Raw genomic sequence first — 15,858 nt, 5'->3', positions numbered from 1 at the left:
TGGTTTAACTGAGTCCTTTTTGCGTTATCTTAAGAATAAAAGTGCGACGGTTAAAAGGCCCATCGTAATAAATGCCACGGTGTCTCTTGTCCGCCATTTCAAAATTCGGTACTTACTGCGGCCTTCGCCACCTTGGTACCCCCGTGCTTCCATTGCCGTTGCTAAATCGTCCGCGCGGTTAAAACTGCTGACAAATAACGGAATTAAAATCGGCACGATTGCTTTCATTTGTTGGAATAAATTCCCTTCACCAAAATCAACCCCGCGCGCACGTTGCGCATCCATAATTTTAGTGGTTTCATCCATCAATGTTGGTACAAAGCGCAATGCAATTGATAGCATCAATGCAACTTCATACACTGGAAAATGGACTACTTTAAGCGGCTTGAGAATTGATTCAATCGCATCCGCTAACGACAATGGCGGCGTCGTCAATGTCAGGAGAGTCGACATGAAAATAATCAATACAAAGCGCATGAAGATATAGGCGCCATTAATCAGCCCGTACTGGGTAAGCGTCAGAAATCCCCACTGCCAATAGACATGACCACCACGGGTGAAGAAAATCTGTAAGAGCACTGTAAATAGAATTAGCCATAACAGCGGCTTAACCCCTTTAATAAAGAAGTCGAGTTTAATTTTTGAAATCCCGATTAGTGCTACCGTAAAGATCAGTAATAAAGCGTAGGCTTGCCATGTACGCGCTAAAAAGATGATCCCAATATAATAAAAACTGGCTAATAACTTCGCCCGTGGATCCATCCGGTGTAACACAGAATCACCGGGGATATATCGGCCCAGAATTAATTTATTCATGTCCAATCCCCGCATTCTTCGGTAGTTGTTCTGCTAATAAGGCTGCCAATTCATGTTCAGTTAGTGGTACTTGATCAAAGACAAAGCCTTGTCGCATTAAAGCTTGCGCGAACTGAGTCGTTGTTGGTAGGCCAAGTTGTTTTTCCGTTAACCAATCCGGATCCGCAAAGATTTCGCGCGGTGCTCCGGTCTTAGCTAGCTTGCCATGTTCCAAAACGATGACGTTATCGGCGTAGTTCGCCACATCATCCATCTGATGGGTGACCATCACAATCGTCATCCCCTGCTCACTGTGTAGCTTTTCAAAAAGCGCCATCATCTCACGCCGGCCAACTGGATCGAGCCCCGCGGTTGGTTCATCTAAGACCAATACTTCCGGTTTCATTGCCAACACACCAGCAATGGCAACGCGGCGCATTTGCCCACCAGATAAATCAAAAGGTGACTTGTCAATCACGTTAGCGGGTAAACCGACGAGTTCAATCATCTCTTTAGCGCGTTCAAGTGCTTCAGCTTCAGGGACACCGAAGTTCTGCGGACCAAAAGCAATATCCTTTTGCACCGTCGACTCAAATAATTGGCTTTCAGGAAATTGAAAAACCATTCCAACTTTTTGACGGACAGCCTTTAAGTTTTTGTTGTTGGTTTCAGGCGTGATTTCCCGCTCACCAATCTGAACAACGCCGCTCGTTGGTTTTAAGAGTGCATTGAGGTGTTGGAGCAATGTCGACTTGCCACTGCCTGTATGACCAATCAAAGCCGTATAGGAGCCACTTGGAATGGTCACATTGATATTTTCTAGCCCAATCCCTTGAAAAGGCGTGCCTGGCTGATAAGTGTAGCTTACATTTTTGAATGTAATGTCCATAAGTACTCAACCATCCTTTCCGTTGTGAGATAATCTGTAGGCATCTCGATAGCGCGTTCATTTAGCGCTGCTTTAAGTTTTTCTGGATATGGAACATCTAGCCCTAAATCAAGCAAACGTTGCCCATATGCAAAAATATCGGCCGGTGTGCCCTGATCATGCACTTGCCCCTTATCTAAGATAATGATCCGGTCCGCACTTGCGGCTTCGTCAATATCGTGGGTAATTGATAGCACGGTCATGTTTGTTTCTTGTTTTAACTTATGAATGGTTGCGAGAACCTCTTCGCGCCCTTTTGGATCTAGCATACTGGTGGCCTCATCGAGAATCAGAATCTCAGGTTGTTGTGCGATGATCCCTGCTAAGGCCACTCGTTGTTTTTGACCACCCGACAAACGGCTTGGTTCACGTTTCAAGTATTCACTCATACCAACACGTTCAACCGCGTCTTTAACCCGTTCAATCATTTCAGCTCGCGGAATCCCCTGATTTTCGAGACCAAAAGCAACATCGTCTTCAACCGTTGCACCGACAAATTGATTATCCGGATTCTGAAAAACCATACCAACTTTCTGGCGAATAGTCCACACGTTATCCAACGACAATGGTAACCCATCAATCGTCACTGATCCCGATTGTAAATCTAACAAACCGTTCAATGATTTCGCGAAGGTACTCTTACCACTACCGTTATGACCGATAATGGCGACCCATTCGCCGGGATTGATACTGACAGAAAGATCATTCAGTGCTAAATGTCCTTCAGATTGTGGGTATTCATATTTTAAATGTTCAACTTGAATTATTTTTTGCTCATTCATGATTAATAACCCGTATTTTCCTTGGAATTAAAGTGCATTGGTTATGTTATCCATGCACGTTTCAAATCAAAAACCTGTTCCTATTTTATCATATAAAAGGCCATAGCGCTTTCGTTAGTCACCCTTTATTCAAAGGATATCCAACACAAAAAACGTCTAACTCCGATTTAACTCGGAATTAGACGTTATTTTATGTAAATCATCAATCGATGAAAGCCATACTGTGTTGCTAGTATGACCTTAGGACTAGACTCGGAGTACTTCCATCATCATAACGCCCTGTCTCATCGATCAAATGACCTAAATCATTTTGTGATTAAACAAGTTCAATAATCACCATTAATGCACCGTCACCACGACGAGGGGCTGTTTTAAGAATACGTGTGTAACCACCATTTCTTTCAGCATAACGTGGAGCAATGTCACTAAATAATTTTTGTAAAGCAGATTGAACGATTACAGCATCGTCTTCTTCGCGAATATCAGCTACTTCGTTACGAACGAATGCTGCAGCTTGACGACGAGCGTGTAAATCACCGCGTTTACCTAAAGTGATCATTTTTTCAGTTGTTTTACGAATTTCTTTGGCACGAGCTTCTGTAGTAATGATACGTTCATTGATGATTAAATCAGTTGTCAAATCACGTAACATTGCCTTACGTTGTGAGCTTGTGCGACCTAATTTACGATAACTCATGAATGGAGTCCCTCCTTCTTATCAGTTTATTCTTCTGTGCGTAAGCCTAAGCCAAGATCAAATAACTTGTTCTTAACTTCTTCTAACGACTTGCGACCAAGATTTCTAACTTTCATCATATCTGCTTCTGATTTGTCAGTTAACTCTTGAACAGTGTTGATTCCAGCGCGTTTCAAACAGTTGTATGAACGAACTGATAAATCTAACTCTTCAATTGTCATTTCAAGCATTTTCTCTTTATGTGTCTCTTCTTTTTCGACCATGATTTCAGCATTCTTCGCTTCATCAGTAAGATCTACAAAGATTGCCAAATGCTCTGTCATAATCTTCGCAGCTAAGCTAATAGCTTCTCTAGGACTGATGGAACCGTTTGTCCAAACATCAAGTGTTAACTTGTCGAAATCGTTACGACGACCAACACGTGTACTTTCTACTTGATAGTTGACACGACTGATTGGGGTATAAATTGAGTCGATTGGCAAAACACCAATTGGCATATCGTCTGACTTGTTTTGATCAGCAGCAACATAACCACGGCCTTTTTTAACTGTCATTCGCACGTGGAAATTGCCGCCTTCAGCTACTGTACAAATATATTGATCAGTATTTAAGACTTCAACGTCATCATCAGAAATGATATCAGCAGCAGTAACTGTTGCCGGACCCTTAACATCGATTTCAATTGTCTTGTCTTCTTCAACATGCAATTTAAGTGCTAATTTTTTAATATTCAAGATGATTTGTGTTACGTCTTCTAGGACGCCATCAATTGTTGAAAATTCATGTAAAACGCCATCAATTTGAATATCTGTGACAGCAGTACCTGGTAAAGAAGCGAGTAAAATACGACGTAAAGAGTTACCTAAAGTCGTACCATAGCCACGTTCAAGTGGTTCTACAACGAACTTACCGTAGTTAGTACTTTCATCAACCTTTGTAATGTTTGGTTTTTCAAATTCGATCATTCTTATCTTTTACCCCTTTCAAAACGAGAAGTGTTTATACATGAACACGTTTCAGTTTGTCTCAAAATGAAGCGTAGCCCAGACTAAACACGACGGCGTTTTGGAGGACGAGATCCATTATGAGGAACTGGTGTAACGTCACGAATAGCAGTAACTTCTAAACCAGTTGCTTGTAATGAGCGAATTGCAGCTTCACGGCCAGAACCTGGTCCTTTAACAGCAACTTCAACAGATTTCATACCATGTTCCATGGCTTCTTTACCAGCAGCTTCTGCAGCCATTTGAGCAGCAAAAGGTGTTGACTTACGACTACCTTTGAAACCTAATGAACCAGCAGATGACCATGCAACAGCATTCCCATGAGGATCAGTGATCATCACAAGAGTATTGTTAAATGTTGAGTGAATATGTGCAACGCCGGCTTCGATATTTTTCTTCACACGACGCTTACGTGGAGCATTTTTCTTATTTGCCATAAATTATAACCTCCTTTTACTGATTATTTCTTCTTGCCTGCAATCGTAACTTTCTTACCTTTACGAGTACGTGCGTTGTTCTTCGTGTTTTGACCACGAACTGGTAATCCACGACGATGACGCATGCCACGATAAGAACCGATTTCTTGTAGACGTTTGATGTTTAAGCTAACTTCACGACGAAGATCGCCTTCAACTTTAACTTTGTCGATTGCTGCACGGATCTTGTCTTCTTGATCCGGCGTTAAATCACGAGTACGGACGTCTTCTGCGACGCCAGCATCAGCCAAGACTTTAACGGCAGTTGTATTTCCGATACCGAAAATATAAGTTAAAGCAATCACAATTTGTTTATCACGTGGTAAATCCACACCTGCGATACGTGCCATTCTTGCACCTCCTGCTTAATTAATATTAACCTTGACGTTGTTTATGTTTTGGGTTAGCTGCGCAGATAATCATAACGCGGCCTTTTCGTTTGATAACTTTACAATGTTCGCACATTGGTTTTACTGATGGTCTTACTTTCATATCGACTGACCTCCTTGATATGATCCTTACGCCTATTTAAAGCGATACGTAATTCGTCCCTTAGTCAAATCATAGGGTGACAATTCAACTGTCACACGGTCTCCAGGTAAAATCTTGATGTAGTTCTTACGGATTTTACCAGAAACGTGTGCCAGAATAACTGCACCATTTTCAAGTTCTACTTTAAACATTGCATTTGGTAAAGTATCAGTTACTTTACCTTCAATTTCAATGACGTCATCTTTTGCCACGCAAAAGTACCCCCTTGTGGTTGTGAAAATTCATACAGAAAAATGGTGAGAGCTCTCCGCACTCACCGCTAGTGGTCATACCGAGATATTATATCACAAGTATTAAATTTTTAAAAGCACTGAGAATTCTGTCATTAAACAACTAGTCAGGCTTTTACGTGAACAATGACCGTGAGATCACTTGAGTTGATGACTAGTCTTTAATGGTATCAAGTACTTTTTGAACGGCAGAGAACACATCATCAATTTCTTGATTCCCATCCACCGTGTAAAGTAGGTTACGTTTTTCATAATAATCAAGTAAAGGTGTATTCATTTCGATATTGACCTTTAAGCGATTCTTAACCGTTTCAGGTTTGTCGTCTTCTCGTTGGAAGAAAACATGTTCGCCGCAACGATCACATGTACCTTCCACTTTAGTTGGATGGTAAAGTTTGTGGTACGTTGCACCACAATTTTTACAAATAAAGCGGCCAGATAAACGATCAGCCAAGATTTCAGGATCAACATCAATGTTAATCACACCATCTAAAGGTTTGTTCAATTTATCAGTAATGGCAGCTAAAGCATCCGCCTGATCAAGAGTCCGAGGAAAACCATCAAGGAGATAACCTACATTAGTATCTGCTTGTGCAAGACGTTCCTCAACAATTCCGTTGGTCACATCATCTGGTACCAATTCACCTTTATCGATGAATGACTTAGCTTTAACCCCAAGTTCTGTTTGATCTGCCATAGCAGCTCTGAACATGTCACCAGTTGAAATGTGTGGAATATGATAAGCGTCAACAATCTTTTCAGCTTGCGTTCCCTTACCAGCGCCGGGAAGTCCCATTAACATGAGATTCATGCCTTTGCCTCCTATTTAAAACCAGGATTCAATACTTTTTAAACGATAATTGCTTATCGAATGAATCCAACATACTTGCGTTTCATAAGTAACCCTTCGAGTTGACGTGTGCTTTCAAGCGCAACACCAACAACGATTAGTAAACTCGTCCCACCCAAACCAATTGATTGAGGTAAGCCACCGAGGTTTGCTGCTAATTGTGGTAATAATGCAATTACCCCAAGGAACAACGCACCGACAGTTGAAAGACGCATTAATACGCTAGAAAGATACTTCTCGGTACCTTTACCTGGCCAAACACCTGGGATATAACTCCCTTGCTTAGTCAAGTTCTCCGCAACTTTTTCAGGGTTAACCTGAACAAAAGCATAGAAGAAGGTAAAGAGAACAATGAGCACCGTATAAACAATCGAACCTGTCACAGTCTGCATGCTGAAGATATCTGATAATACTTTAAACCAAGTATCTGCACCATGACCTGATTGGAAGGCCATTAAGATTGTTTGAGGTGTCATAATAAATGAACTGGCGAAGATAACCGGAATCACACCAGCGACGTTGACTTTAAGGGGTAGGTAACTATTTTCACCTGCACCAGCTTCACGACGCGTATATTGAATCGGAATCTTTCGATTTGCTTGTTGGACCCATGTCACAAATGTGACAATCACGAGTACTGCAATAATCAAACCGATGATGAATAAGACACCTTTCCACATATCGCCTTTTGAAGCGTTCAAGACTTGTTCGCGGAAGATTTGGTAAAGGCCGCTTGGAAGGCGTGCAATGATCCCTGCAAAGATGATCATTGACACACCATTCCCTAAGCCTTTATCCGTTATCTGTTCACCCAACCATGTAATTAACATCGTACCACCCGTTAAAATGATCCCGATGCTAACGAAGGTCTTAATCCCCGGATCTTTAACCAAGCCCATTTGACTGAGTGAGTTAAAGCCAGCGGTAATCCCTATCGATTGGATAAACGCTAAGATGATGGTTAAGTAACGCGTTACTTGGTTAAGCTTACGTCGCCCAACTTCACCTTGCTTGCTCCATTCAACAAACTTAGGCACAATATCCATTTGTAGTAATTGAACCACAATTTGGGCAGTGATGAATGGTGAAACCCCCATCGAGAAGATGGAATAGTTCGCCAAGCCACCACCACTTACGGTATCAAGCAATGGGATCAAACCGGTTGAACCCAACTTAGTCAATGCACCAGCATTCACACCTGGTACCGTAATTTGTGCACCTAAACGATAAACGATCAAAACGCCTAAAGTAAACAAAATCTTACTACGGATTTCCTTTACTTTAAATGCGTTTTTGAGTGTCTTTAGCAATTAAATCACCTCAATTGAACCGCCAGCAGCTTCTACAGCAGCTTTTGCAGCTTCAGAATACTTGCTTACCTTAATGTTCAATTTTTTGTTTAATTCACCATTCGCTAATAATTTAACACCTGATAATTCATTCTTAACAACGCCTGCTTCGATTAAAACAGTTGAAGTAATTTCTGCACCGTCTTCAAAACGATTTAAATCGTTTAAGTTGACAACAGCATATTCCTTACGGTTGATATTCTTGAATCCACGTTTTGGCATACGACGGAATAAAGGCATTTGTCCACCTTCAAATCCTAAACGTACTTTACTACGAGCTTTTTGGCCTTTTTGACCACGACCAGCAGTTTTACCAGTACCTGAAGAAGTACCACGGCCGACACGTTTACGAACGTCACGAGCACCTTCGTTAGGTTTCATTTCATGTAATTTCATTATTGTGCGCACCTCCTTGCAATATATGTTGAAATTAGTCTTTAATTTCTTCGACTGTTACTAAATGTGCGAGTTTGAAAATCACACCGCGAGTTGCAGCATCATCTGGTTTGATTACAGAACTATTTACTCGGTTCAAGCCAAATTCTTTGACCATTTTACGTTGTTCTGGAAGACGATGAGCAGCACTTTTTCTTAAAGTAATCTTTAATTTAGCCATGTTCAGTTATCCTCCTAGTTTTGTAAGCTTTCTACAGATACATTACGTAATTCTGCAATTTCTTCAGCAGTCTTCATACGAGTTAAACCGTCAATTGTGGCACGGATAACATTGATAGCAGTTTTGCTACCTAATGTTTTACTTGTCACATCATCGATTCCTGCTAATTCCATGACGGCACGAACAGCACCACCGGCAGCAATACCAGAACCTTCAACAGCTGGTTTTAATAGAACACGACCAGCGCCGAAGCGACCAATAATTTCATGAGGTAATGTTGTTCCGACCTTAGGAACATTGATAAGATTCTTTTTAGCGTCTTCAACGGCTTTACGGATAGCTTCAGGAACTTCTTGTGCTTTACCTGTCCCGAAACCTACGTGACCGTCTTTATCACCAACGATTACGATTGCTGCGAAACGTAGACGACGTCCACCTTTAACAACTTTTGTAACACGGTTGATTGAAACAACGCGATCTTCTAAATCTAAATGAGTTGGATCAATGTAAGTCATAAATGGTTTTCCTCCTTATTAGAATTCTAGTCCGTTTTCACGAGCAGCTGTAGCTAAAGCTTCGATACGACCGTGGTATAAGTAACCGCCACGATCAAAAACAACAACTTTATGGCCGGCTTTAACAGCGCGTTGTGCAACTAATGCGCCAACTTGTTGTGCTTGTTCTACTTTAGTACCTTCTGCTTTTACTTCTTTATCTAATGTTGAGGCACTTGCTAGCGTCACACCCGCTACGTCATCAATAAGTTGAGCGTAGATGTTTTTGTTAGAACGGAAAACGTTCAAGCGTGGGCAGTCAGCAGTACCAGAGATCTTGCCACGAACGCGTGTATGGCGTTTTTGACGTGTCTTATTCTTGTCTGGTTTTGTAATCACAATTTTCACCTCTTAATATCGTTTAACAGCTCAGGCTGCTTTATTTACCAGTTTTACCTTCTTTACGGCGAACATATTCATCAGTATAACGAATACCTTTACCTTTGTAAGGTTCTGGAGGACGAACATCACGGATTTCAGCTGCGAATTGGCCAACTTGTTGTTTGCTAATACCGCTGATGATGATGTTTGTGTTTGATGGGACTTCGACTGTAACGCCTTCTGGGGCTTCCATTTCAACTGGATGTGAATACCCAACGTTCAATACTAAAGTCTTGCCTTTCAATTGAGCACGGTAACCAACACCGATAAGATCCAATGTCTTCTTGAAACCTTCCGTTACGCCCAAGATCATGTTGTTTAAGTTAGCACGCATAGTACCGTGCATTGCACGATCACTTTCACTATTACGTGTAAGGTTGATAAGGTTACCTTCTTCGTGCATTTCAATCACTGGACTGAAATGACGTGTTAGTTCACCTTTAGGTCCCTTAACTGTGATGTTTTCACCGTCTTTAGTAACGGTAACATCTGCAGGAACTTCGATTACTTTTAATCCGATACGACTCACGTTATGACACCTCCTTATTTTAAGTTTAGATTACCAAACGTATGCGAGAACTTCGCCGCCGGCAGCCTTTTCACGAGCTTCTTTGTCAGTTACGACACCGTTGCTTGTTGAGATAATTGCGATGCCTAAGCCGTTTAATACCTTAGGAACATCATTAGCTTTAACGTAATTACGTAAACCAGGTTTTGAAATCCGTTTCAAACCAGAGATAACACGTTCGTTATTCTTACCATATTTCAAGAATACCCGGATGATACCTTGTTTGTCGTCTTCAATCACTTCGTAATCGCGGATAAAGCCTTCGCGTTTCAAAATTTCAGAAATTTCTTTTTTCATACGTGAAGCAGGGACTTCTAATGATTCGTGATGTACCATGTTGGCATTACGAATACGTGTTAGATAGTCTGCGATTGGATCTGTCATGACCATGTGGATTAACCTCCTTATTGACTCTTTATAATTACCAGCTTGCTTTTTTCATGCCTGGAATTTGGCCCTTATGAGCTAATTCACGGAGGCAAACCCGGCAAAGCTTAAACTTACGATATACAGAATGTGGACGTCCACAACGTTCGCAACGTGAATATTCTTGTGTTGAAAATTTTGCTGGACGATGATTCTTTACAACTAAAGATTTTTTAGCCAAGAAATTGACCTCCCTTTTTATTTAGCAAATGGCATGCCAAATTGTGTTAACAATTCGCGTGCTTCTTCGTCAGTATTTGAAGTTGTTACAATAACAACATCCAAACCACGAACGCGATCTACCTTATCATAATCGATTTCAGGGAAGATCAATTGTTCGCGTACACCTAATGTATAATTACCGCGACCATCGAATGATTTTGCACTAACACCGTGAAAATCACGAACACGAGGTAAAGATACGTTAACTAATTTATCTAAGAAATCGTACATTCTTTCGCCACGTAAAGTTACTTTAGCGCCGATTGGCATACCTTCACGTAAACGGAAACCAGCGATTGATTTCTTAGCTTTTGTGATTAATGGTTTTTGACCAGCAATCAAACCTAATTCTTCAACAGCTTTATCCAAATTCTTAGCGTTTGAAACAGCATCACCAACACCCATGTTAAGTACGATCTTTTCGATCTTAGGTACTTGCATACTTGATGTGTAGTTGAACTTTTCGATCAACGCTGGTGTCATTTCTTTAACATATTTTTCTTTTAAACGGTTAGTCATGTAAAAAGTGCCTCCTTTCCCCAAAAGATTATTTATCGATTGATTCTCCAGTTTTCTTTGAAACGCGTACTTTCTTACCATCAATCACTTTGAAACCTACACGAGTAGCTTCGTTGTTTGATGGATCAATTAGCATAACGTTTGAAGCATCGATACTTGCCTCTGTGTCAACAATCCCACCATTAGGGTTTTGAGCATTTGGCTTAACATGCTTTTTAATGGTATTGATACCTTCAACAACAACACGGCCTTCTTTAGGCATAGCTTTGATGATTGTACCTTCTTTACCTTTATCTTTACCACTGATTACTTTAACTTTATCACCAGTTTTAACGAACATTGATATACGCACCTCCTTGGTTGTCTGTAATTATAGAACTTCAGGCGCTAAGGAAACGATCTTCATGAAATCACTGTCACGCAATTCACGTGCAACTGGCCCGAAGATACGTGTTCCTTTTGGAGTCTTGTCATCATTGATGATAACAGCAGCGTTTTCGTCGAACTTGATGTAAGAACCGTCTGCACGACGAGCACCTGACTTAGTACGAACGATAACAGCTTTGACAACTTCACCTTTTTTGACAACGCCACCTGGTGTTGCCTGTTTAATTGTTGCAACGATAACATCACCGATGTTAGCAGTCTTGCGACCTGAACCACCCAAAACTTTAATAGTTAAAATTTCGCGGGCACCGGAGTTATCAGCAACCTTAAGACGACTTTCTGATTGAATCACTTATAGGTCCTCCTTCCGTCACTTATATATATATTGAGTAACGATTTAGATAATAACTGCTTTTTCAACGACATCTAATAAACGGAACCGTTTTGTACGTGACAAAGGACGAGTTTCCATAACACGCACAACGTCGCCAACTTTTGCTTCGTTGTTGTCATCTTGTGCATAATATTTCTTTGAATATCTAACACGTTTACCATATTCAGGATGTGTTTTATAAGTTTCAACCACGACAGTAATTGTTTTATCCATTTTGTCTGAAACAACACGGCCTTGGTACACTTTACGATGGTTACGACTTTCTTCGCTCAAAGTAAATAGCTCCTTTCCATTTATTATTTGTTAAGTTCTTGTTGACGTAATACAGTTTTAATCCGTGCAATGTTCTGACGAACTTGCTTTAAGCGGGCGGTATTTTCTAATTGACCGGTAGCTTGTTGGAAACGAAGATTGAATAATTCTTCTTTGTATTGGTGTTCTTTTTCAAGCATTTCAGCAGTGGTTAATTCAATAATATCTTTAGCCTTCATTTGACTCGCCACCTACTTCCTCGCGTTTTACGATCTTAGTTTTAACTGGCAATTTATGTGATGCCAAGCGTAATGCTTCACGAGCAACTTCTTCAGAAACGCCGCCGATTTCAAACATGACTTTTTCACGTTTTACTACAGCAACCCATCCAGCAGGAGCACCCTTACCTGAACCCATTCGAACGCCGACACCTTTTGCAGTGTATGATTTGTGAGGGAAAATTTTAATCCACACTTTCCCACCACGTTTCATGTAACGAGTCATGGCAACACGAGCAGCTTCGATTTGACGGTTGGTAATCCAACTTGATTCTAAAGCTTGTAGCCCGAATTCACCAAAAGTGACTTCTTTGCCACCTTTTGCAGCACCGCGCATCTTCCCACGGAATTCACGACGATGTTTTACACGTTTAGGTACTAACATGTTTATTTCCCTCCTTTCGTATTGTTGTTGGCTTTAGCGGGTAATACTTCGCCCCGATAAATCCAAGTCTTAACTCCTAATTTACCGTAAGTAGTCATGGCTTCGTCCCATGAATAATCGATGTCTGCACGTAACGTATGCAAAGGAACAGTTCCTTGAGCATGTGTTTCGACACGAGACATGTCAGCACCGTTCAAACGGCCGGCAACTTGAGTTTTAATACCCTTAGCACCAGCGCGCATTGTACGTTGCATAGCTTGGCGTTGAGCGCGACGGAAAGCAACACGTGCTTCCAATTGACGAGCAATGCCTTCACCTACTAAGTGAGCGTCTAAATCAGGTTTCTTGATTTCCACAATGTTGATGTGTACTTTCTTACCTGTTAAGTTGTTTAATTCTTTACGTAGATTTTCTACTTCAGAACCGCCTTTACCGATGACCATACCAGGTTTAGCAGTATGGATTGAAACGTTCACGCGATTTGCAGCACGTTCGATTTCAATAGTAGAGACAGATGCGTCAGCTAATTTTGTGTTGATATATTTACGAATCTTAAGATCTTCGTGTAAGAATGTTGCAAAATCTTTTTCTGCATACCATTTAGCGTCCCAATCACGGATGACGCCAACACGAAAACCGGTTGGATTAATCTTTTGACCCACGCGATATCCCTCCTTATGCTTCTTTTTCTGATACAACTACAGTGATGTGACTTGTACGTTTGTTGATTGGTGATGCTGAGCCTTTAGCGCGAGGACGAAAACGTTTCAATGTTGGTCCTTCGTTAACATAAGCTTCTGTAACGACCAAGTTTTCTGGATCTAAGTCGTAGTTATGTTCTGCATTAGCGATAGCTGATTTCAAAACTTTGATTACAACTGGTGAAGCAGCTCTTGGTGTAAATTCTAAGATTGCAATTGCTTCTGCAACGCTCTTGCCTCTAATCAAGTCGACTACCATCCGTACTTTACGGGCTGCCATGCGAACTGTCTTAGCGCTAGCTGTTGCACTAGTAATTTGATCTGCCATTGAGATTCATCCTCCTTTCTAGCGTGCTTTTGTTTTCTTATCGTCATTTCCATGACCATGGAAAGTTCTTGTTGGTACGAATTCACCTAATTTATGGCCTACCATATCGTCTGAGATGAAAACGGGAACGTGTTTCCGTCCGTCATAAACAGCGATTGTGTAGCCAATAAAGCTAGGGAAAATTGTCGAGCGACGGGACCAAGTCTTGATGACTTGTTTCTTTTCGCTATCGGCTTGTGCTTCAATCTTGTTGAGCAAGTGTGCGTCTGCGAATGGTCCTTTTTTCAAACTACGACTCATTATGAAACCTCCTTCGAATAAAAAGTTCAATGTGACTTATGTTTAAGCCGCATTGGCTTTAGACATGTTCAATTGGAATTGATTATCTTGATTTACGATGACGAATAATAAGTTTCTCTGAACGAGCCTTACTACTACGAGTCTTCTTACCAAGCGTCTTCTTACCCCATGGAGACATAGGAGAAGGACGACCGATTGGAGCTTTACCTTCACCACCACCATGAGGATGATCGTTAGGGTTCATTACTGACCCACGAACTGTAGGACGGATACCCATCCAACGTTTACGGCCAGCTTTACCAATCTTGATTAATTCGTGTTGACCGTTACCAACAGTACCGATCGTTGCACGACATGTAAGTAGGATCATACGTGTTTCGCCAGAAGTTAAACGAACGATAGCGTATTTGCCTTCTTTACCTAATAATTGAGCTGATGTACCAGCTGAACGAACCAATTGGCCGCCTTTACCAGGTTTTAATTCGACATTGTGGATAAGTGTACCATCAGGAATATTAGCTAATGGTAATGCGTTACCTACTTTAATATCGGCATCCACACCAGATTCAACAACCATGCCTACTTCAAGACCTTTAGGGGCGATGATGTACGCTTTGATACCATCTGGATATTGGATTAATGCAATATTTGAAGTTCTGTTTGGATCGTATTCAATTGACTTAACAGTCGCTTTGATACCATCTTTGATACGTTTGAAGTCGATGACACGGTATTTTTGCTTATGACCGCCGCCACGATGACGAACAGTGATATGACCATGTGCATTACGACCAGCAGTATGGCTTTGGGATTCCAACAACGTCTTTTCAGGGGTTGTCTTTGTGATCTCAGCAAAATCTGAGCTGGTCATATTACGACGACCATTTGTGGTTGGTTTGTACTTAATAATTCCCACGTGTATACCCTCCTATAATTATTCTATTTAAGTGTTGCTTAATCTTCGAAAATCTTGATTTCTTTTGAATCAGCAGTTAAAGTAACGATTGCTTTACGGCGTTTTTTAGTATAGCCAGCATAGCGACCTTGACGTTTTAACTTGCCACGAACGTTCATGATGTTTACGTTTTTAACGTTTACACCAAAGATTTCTTCGATTGCGTAACGCACTTGTGTTTTGTTGGCACGAACATCAACATCAAATGTGTATTTCTTGTCGTCCATTGCAGCCATTGAATTTTCAGTAACTACTGGGCGTAAAATAACATCGCGTGCTTCCATTATGCAAGCACCTCCTCAATTTTAGAAAGAGCAGCTTGAGTAAGGATTAATTTTTGGTTGCCAACAACGTCTAATACGTTGATACCATCAGCAGCTACAACAGTTACGTTAGGTAAGTTGCGAGCTGATAATGCAGCAAAATCATTTCCGTCTTCAAGTACTACCAATGCTTTAGTATTAACGTCTAACTTGTTAAGTACTTCAGCGAATTCTTTAGTCTTAGGTGCGTCAAAGTTGAATGCATCTACAACAACTAAATCATTGTCGATAACCTTTTGTGAAAGTACTGACTTGATTGCAAGACGACGTACTTTACGAGGTAATTTGTAGCTGTATGAACGAGGTGTAGGACCAAATACGGTACCACCACCACGCCATTGAGGTGAACGGATTGAGCCTTGACGAGCACGACCTGTACCTTTTTGACGCCAAGGTTTACGACCACCACCACGAACAGCTGATCTGTTCTTAACAGCGTGTGTTCCTTGTCTTAATGAAGCACGTTGCATGATGATTGCATCAAACACAACGTTTTCGTTAGGTTCGATAGCCCAGATTGAGTCGTTTAATTCAACGTTCCCATTTTGGCTACCATCTTGTTTAAATAATGTTACATTTGCCATTGGTAAAATCCTCCCTTCTCAG

Annotated in this window: 30 protein-coding genes; all 30 read right to left on the bottom strand. The window is 41.1% G+C overall.

Annotated elements, in window-relative coordinates:
• Window positions 1–24: 24 nt before the first annotated feature.
• The 30 genes from ACF1X7_RS07075 to rplD all read right to left on the bottom strand — a co-directional run bounded on the left by ACF1X7_RS07075 (window position 25) and on the right by rplD (window position 15,836).
• A complete protein-coding gene (locus ACF1X7_RS07075) occupies window positions 25–816 on the bottom strand; it encodes an energy-coupling factor transporter transmembrane component T family protein (RefSeq protein WP_039098378.1) in 792 nt (263 codons plus the stop codon).
• Window positions 809–1,684 (bottom strand): energy-coupling factor ABC transporter ATP-binding protein, encoded by an 876-nt coding sequence (locus ACF1X7_RS07070; protein ID WP_411162597.1) that lies wholly within the window; start codon window positions 1,682–1,684, stop codon window positions 809–811. Before ACF1X7_RS07070 ends, ACF1X7_RS07075 begins: the two co-directional genes overlap by 8 nt.
• A complete protein-coding gene (locus ACF1X7_RS07065) occupies window positions 1,660–2,505 on the bottom strand; it encodes an energy-coupling factor ABC transporter ATP-binding protein (RefSeq protein WP_039098376.1) in 846 nt (281 codons plus the stop codon). Before ACF1X7_RS07065 ends, ACF1X7_RS07070 begins: the two co-directional genes overlap by 25 nt.
• 316 nt (window positions 2,506–2,821) lie before the next feature.
• A complete protein-coding gene (rplQ, locus tag ACF1X7_RS07060) occupies window positions 2,822–3,202 on the bottom strand; it encodes a 50S ribosomal protein L17 (protein WP_004270204.1) in 381 nt (126 codons plus the stop codon).
• Between the two features lie 26 nt (window positions 3,203–3,228).
• Window positions 3,229–4,167, bottom strand: coding sequence for a DNA-directed RNA polymerase subunit alpha (locus tag ACF1X7_RS07055; protein WP_004270221.1), 939 nt, complete (start codon window positions 4,165–4,167; stop codon window positions 3,229–3,231).
• 83 nt (window positions 4,168–4,250) lie between these two features.
• Complete coding sequence (gene rpsK / locus ACF1X7_RS07050) at window positions 4,251–4,643, bottom strand: 30S ribosomal protein S11 (RefSeq protein ID WP_004270203.1); 393 nt, start codon at window positions 4,641–4,643, stop codon at window positions 4,251–4,253.
• A gap of 23 nt (window positions 4,644–4,666) precedes the next feature.
• Complete coding sequence (gene rpsM / locus ACF1X7_RS07045) at window positions 4,667–5,032, bottom strand: 30S ribosomal protein S13 (protein ID WP_054644273.1); 366 nt, start codon at window positions 5,030–5,032, stop codon at window positions 4,667–4,669.
• A 25-nt stretch (window positions 5,033–5,057) separates the two neighbouring features.
• Complete coding sequence (gene rpmJ / locus ACF1X7_RS07040) at window positions 5,058–5,174, bottom strand: 50S ribosomal protein L36 (protein WP_011375433.1); 117 nt, start codon at window positions 5,172–5,174, stop codon at window positions 5,058–5,060.
• A 32-nt stretch (window positions 5,175–5,206) separates the two neighbouring features.
• Window positions 5,207–5,425, bottom strand: a complete 219-nt coding sequence (gene infA / locus ACF1X7_RS07035; RefSeq protein WP_004270190.1) for a translation initiation factor IF-1 — start codon at window positions 5,423–5,425, stop codon at window positions 5,207–5,209.
• Window positions 5,426–5,618: 193 nt separating this feature from the next.
• Window positions 5,619–6,275, bottom strand: a complete 657-nt coding sequence (locus tag ACF1X7_RS07030; RefSeq protein WP_004270218.1) for an adenylate kinase — start codon at window positions 6,273–6,275, stop codon at window positions 5,619–5,621.
• A 53-nt stretch (window positions 6,276–6,328) separates the two neighbouring features.
• Window positions 6,329–7,624, bottom strand: a complete 1,296-nt coding sequence (gene secY / locus ACF1X7_RS07025) for a preprotein translocase subunit SecY (RefSeq protein ID WP_039098375.1) — start codon at window positions 7,622–7,624, stop codon at window positions 6,329–6,331.
• On the bottom strand, window positions 7,625–8,059 hold the full coding sequence (rplO, locus tag ACF1X7_RS07020; RefSeq protein ID WP_004270222.1) for a 50S ribosomal protein L15: 435 nt from the start codon (window positions 8,057–8,059) through the stop codon (window positions 7,625–7,627). It lies immediately after the preceding gene.
• 34 nt (window positions 8,060–8,093) lie between these two features.
• Window positions 8,094–8,279 carry a 50S ribosomal protein L30 gene (gene rpmD / locus ACF1X7_RS07015; protein ID WP_004270183.1) on the bottom strand — a complete coding sequence of 62 codons (186 nt, stop codon included), beginning with the start codon at window positions 8,277–8,279 and terminating at the stop codon, window positions 8,094–8,096.
• 14 nt (window positions 8,280–8,293) lie between these two features.
• A complete protein-coding gene (rpsE, locus tag ACF1X7_RS07010) occupies window positions 8,294–8,794 on the bottom strand; it encodes a 30S ribosomal protein S5 (protein ID WP_004270199.1) in 501 nt (166 codons plus the stop codon).
• 18 nt (window positions 8,795–8,812) lie between these two features.
• Window positions 8,813–9,172 carry a 50S ribosomal protein L18 gene (gene rplR / locus ACF1X7_RS07005; protein WP_004270211.1) on the bottom strand — a complete coding sequence of 120 codons (360 nt, stop codon included), beginning with the start codon at window positions 9,170–9,172 and terminating at the stop codon, window positions 8,813–8,815.
• A 40-nt stretch (window positions 9,173–9,212) separates the two neighbouring features.
• The gene (gene rplF, locus ACF1X7_RS07000) at window positions 9,213–9,743 is read right to left on the bottom strand and encodes a 50S ribosomal protein L6 (RefSeq protein ID WP_064777518.1); all 531 of its coding nucleotides are present in this window, start codon (window positions 9,741–9,743) and stop codon (window positions 9,213–9,215) included.
• A 30-nt stretch (window positions 9,744–9,773) separates the two neighbouring features.
• The gene (gene rpsH, locus ACF1X7_RS06995; RefSeq protein ID WP_004270181.1) at window positions 9,774–10,172 is read right to left on the bottom strand and encodes a 30S ribosomal protein S8; all 399 of its coding nucleotides are present in this window, start codon (window positions 10,170–10,172) and stop codon (window positions 9,774–9,776) included.
• A 31-nt stretch (window positions 10,173–10,203) separates the two neighbouring features.
• Window positions 10,204–10,389: a type Z 30S ribosomal protein S14 gene (locus ACF1X7_RS06990; protein WP_076786297.1), complete on the bottom strand. Its 186-nt coding sequence runs from the start codon at window positions 10,387–10,389 to the stop codon at window positions 10,204–10,206.
• A 17-nt stretch (window positions 10,390–10,406) separates the two neighbouring features.
• The gene (rplE, locus tag ACF1X7_RS06985; RefSeq protein WP_004270214.1) at window positions 10,407–10,949 is read right to left on the bottom strand and encodes a 50S ribosomal protein L5; all 543 of its coding nucleotides are present in this window, start codon (window positions 10,947–10,949) and stop codon (window positions 10,407–10,409) included.
• A 28-nt stretch (window positions 10,950–10,977) separates the two neighbouring features.
• Window positions 10,978–11,289, bottom strand: coding sequence for a 50S ribosomal protein L24 (rplX, locus tag ACF1X7_RS06980; RefSeq protein ID WP_039098373.1), 312 nt, complete (start codon window positions 11,287–11,289; stop codon window positions 10,978–10,980).
• Window positions 11,290–11,319: 30 nt separating this feature from the next.
• A complete protein-coding gene (gene rplN / locus ACF1X7_RS06975; RefSeq protein WP_039098372.1) occupies window positions 11,320–11,688 on the bottom strand; it encodes a 50S ribosomal protein L14 in 369 nt (122 codons plus the stop codon).
• A 45-nt stretch (window positions 11,689–11,733) separates the two neighbouring features.
• Window positions 11,734–12,003, bottom strand: coding sequence for a 30S ribosomal protein S17 (gene rpsQ / locus ACF1X7_RS06970; RefSeq protein WP_004270192.1), 270 nt, complete (start codon window positions 12,001–12,003; stop codon window positions 11,734–11,736).
• 23 nt (window positions 12,004–12,026) lie between these two features.
• Window positions 12,027–12,221 (bottom strand): 50S ribosomal protein L29, encoded by a 195-nt coding sequence (gene rpmC, locus ACF1X7_RS06965; protein ID WP_004270191.1) that lies wholly within the window; start codon window positions 12,219–12,221, stop codon window positions 12,027–12,029.
• Window positions 12,211–12,645 (bottom strand): 50S ribosomal protein L16, encoded by a 435-nt coding sequence (gene rplP / locus ACF1X7_RS06960; protein WP_004270207.1) that lies wholly within the window; start codon window positions 12,643–12,645, stop codon window positions 12,211–12,213. Before rplP ends, rpmC begins: the two co-directional genes overlap by 11 nt.
• A gap of 2 nt (window positions 12,646–12,647) precedes the next feature.
• Window positions 12,648–13,307 (bottom strand): 30S ribosomal protein S3, encoded by a 660-nt coding sequence (gene rpsC, locus ACF1X7_RS06955; protein ID WP_004270189.1) that lies wholly within the window; start codon window positions 13,305–13,307, stop codon window positions 12,648–12,650.
• A 13-nt stretch (window positions 13,308–13,320) separates the two neighbouring features.
• Window positions 13,321–13,674, bottom strand: a complete 354-nt coding sequence (gene rplV / locus ACF1X7_RS06950; protein WP_039098371.1) for a 50S ribosomal protein L22 — start codon at window positions 13,672–13,674, stop codon at window positions 13,321–13,323.
• A gap of 18 nt (window positions 13,675–13,692) precedes the next feature.
• On the bottom strand, window positions 13,693–13,974 hold the full coding sequence (gene rpsS / locus ACF1X7_RS06945) for a 30S ribosomal protein S19 (RefSeq protein WP_004270198.1): 282 nt from the start codon (window positions 13,972–13,974) through the stop codon (window positions 13,693–13,695).
• Between the two features lie 82 nt (window positions 13,975–14,056).
• Window positions 14,057–14,890: a 50S ribosomal protein L2 gene (gene rplB, locus ACF1X7_RS06940; protein ID WP_064777519.1), complete on the bottom strand. Its 834-nt coding sequence runs from the start codon at window positions 14,888–14,890 to the stop codon at window positions 14,057–14,059.
• A 38-nt stretch (window positions 14,891–14,928) separates the two neighbouring features.
• Window positions 14,929–15,213 carry a 50S ribosomal protein L23 gene (gene rplW / locus ACF1X7_RS06935; protein ID WP_004270217.1) on the bottom strand — a complete coding sequence of 95 codons (285 nt, stop codon included), beginning with the start codon at window positions 15,211–15,213 and terminating at the stop codon, window positions 14,929–14,931.
• The gene (gene rplD / locus ACF1X7_RS06930; protein WP_004270194.1) at window positions 15,213–15,836 is read right to left on the bottom strand and encodes a 50S ribosomal protein L4; all 624 of its coding nucleotides are present in this window, start codon (window positions 15,834–15,836) and stop codon (window positions 15,213–15,215) included. Before rplD ends, rplW begins: the two co-directional genes overlap by 1 nt.
• Between the last annotated feature and the right edge of the window lie 22 nt (window positions 15,837–15,858).

The sequence above is a fragment of the Latilactobacillus sp. VITA-14 genome (assembly GCF_046580785.1).
GTDB classification, from domain to species: Bacteria; Bacillota; Bacilli; order Lactobacillales; family Lactobacillaceae; genus Latilactobacillus; species Latilactobacillus curvatus.
The sequence above is the reverse complement of the archived record's forward strand: the minus strand, read 5'-3'. Positions and strand labels throughout refer to the sequence as shown.

Coding starts and splice junctions, on each gene's coding strand:
- rpsE (WP_004270199.1), bottom strand. CDS start 8,794: ATGACTTACATTGATCCAACTCATTTAGATTTAGAAGATCGCGTTGTT.
- rplP (WP_004270207.1), bottom strand. CDS start 12,645: ATGTTAGTACCTAAACGTGTAAAACATCGTCGTGAATTCCGTGGGAAG.
- ACF1X7_RS07070 (WP_411162597.1), bottom strand. CDS start 1,684: ATGGACATTACATTCAAAAATGTAAGCTACACTTATCAGCCAGGCACG.
- rpsM (WP_054644273.1), bottom strand. CDS start 5,032: ATGGCACGTATCGCAGGTGTGGATTTACCACGTGATAAACAAATTGTG.
- rpmC (WP_004270191.1), bottom strand. CDS start 12,221: ATGAAGGCTAAAGATATTATTGAATTAACCACTGCTGAAATGCTTGAA.
- rplE (WP_004270214.1), bottom strand. CDS start 10,949: ATGACTAACCGTTTAAAAGAAAAATATGTTAAAGAAATGACACCAGCG.
- ACF1X7_RS07065 (WP_039098376.1), bottom strand. CDS start 2,505: ATGAATGAGCAAAAAATAATTCAAGTTGAACATTTAAAATATGAATAC.
- rpmJ (WP_011375433.1), bottom strand. CDS start 5,174: ATGAAAGTAAGACCATCAGTAAAACCAATGTGCGAACATTGTAAAGTT.
- rpsK (WP_004270203.1), bottom strand. CDS start 4,643: ATGGCAAATAAGAAAAATGCTCCACGTAAGCGTCGTGTGAAGAAAAAT.
- rpmD (WP_004270183.1), bottom strand. CDS start 8,279: ATGGCTAAATTAAAGATTACTTTAAGAAAAAGTGCTGCTCATCGTCTT.
- rplQ (WP_004270204.1), bottom strand. CDS start 3,202: ATGAGTTATCGTAAATTAGGTCGCACAAGCTCACAACGTAAGGCAATG.
- rplX (WP_039098373.1), bottom strand. CDS start 11,289: ATGTTCGTTAAAACTGGTGATAAAGTTAAAGTAATCAGTGGTAAAGAT.
- rpsS (WP_004270198.1), bottom strand. CDS start 13,974: ATGAGTCGTAGTTTGAAAAAAGGACCATTCGCAGACGCACACTTGCTC.
- rplV (WP_039098371.1), bottom strand. CDS start 13,674: ATGGCAGATCAAATTACTAGTGCAACAGCTAGCGCTAAGACAGTTCGC.
- rpsH (WP_004270181.1), bottom strand. CDS start 10,172: ATGGTCATGACAGATCCAATCGCAGACTATCTAACACGTATTCGTAAT.
- ACF1X7_RS07030 (WP_004270218.1), bottom strand. CDS start 6,275: ATGAATCTCATGTTAATGGGACTTCCCGGCGCTGGTAAGGGAACGCAA.
- rplW (WP_004270217.1), bottom strand. CDS start 15,213: ATGGAAGCACGCGATGTTATTTTACGCCCAGTAGTTACTGAAAATTCA.
- ACF1X7_RS07055 (WP_004270221.1), bottom strand. CDS start 4,167: ATGATCGAATTTGAAAAACCAAACATTACAAAGGTTGATGAAAGTACT.
- ACF1X7_RS07075 (WP_039098378.1), bottom strand. CDS start 816: ATGAATAAATTAATTCTGGGCCGATATATCCCCGGTGATTCTGTGTTA.
- rplO (WP_004270222.1), bottom strand. CDS start 8,059: ATGAAATTACATGAAATGAAACCTAACGAAGGTGCTCGTGACGTTCGT.
- rplD (WP_004270194.1), bottom strand. CDS start 15,836: ATGGCAAATGTAACATTATTTAAACAAGATGGTAGCCAAAATGGGAAC.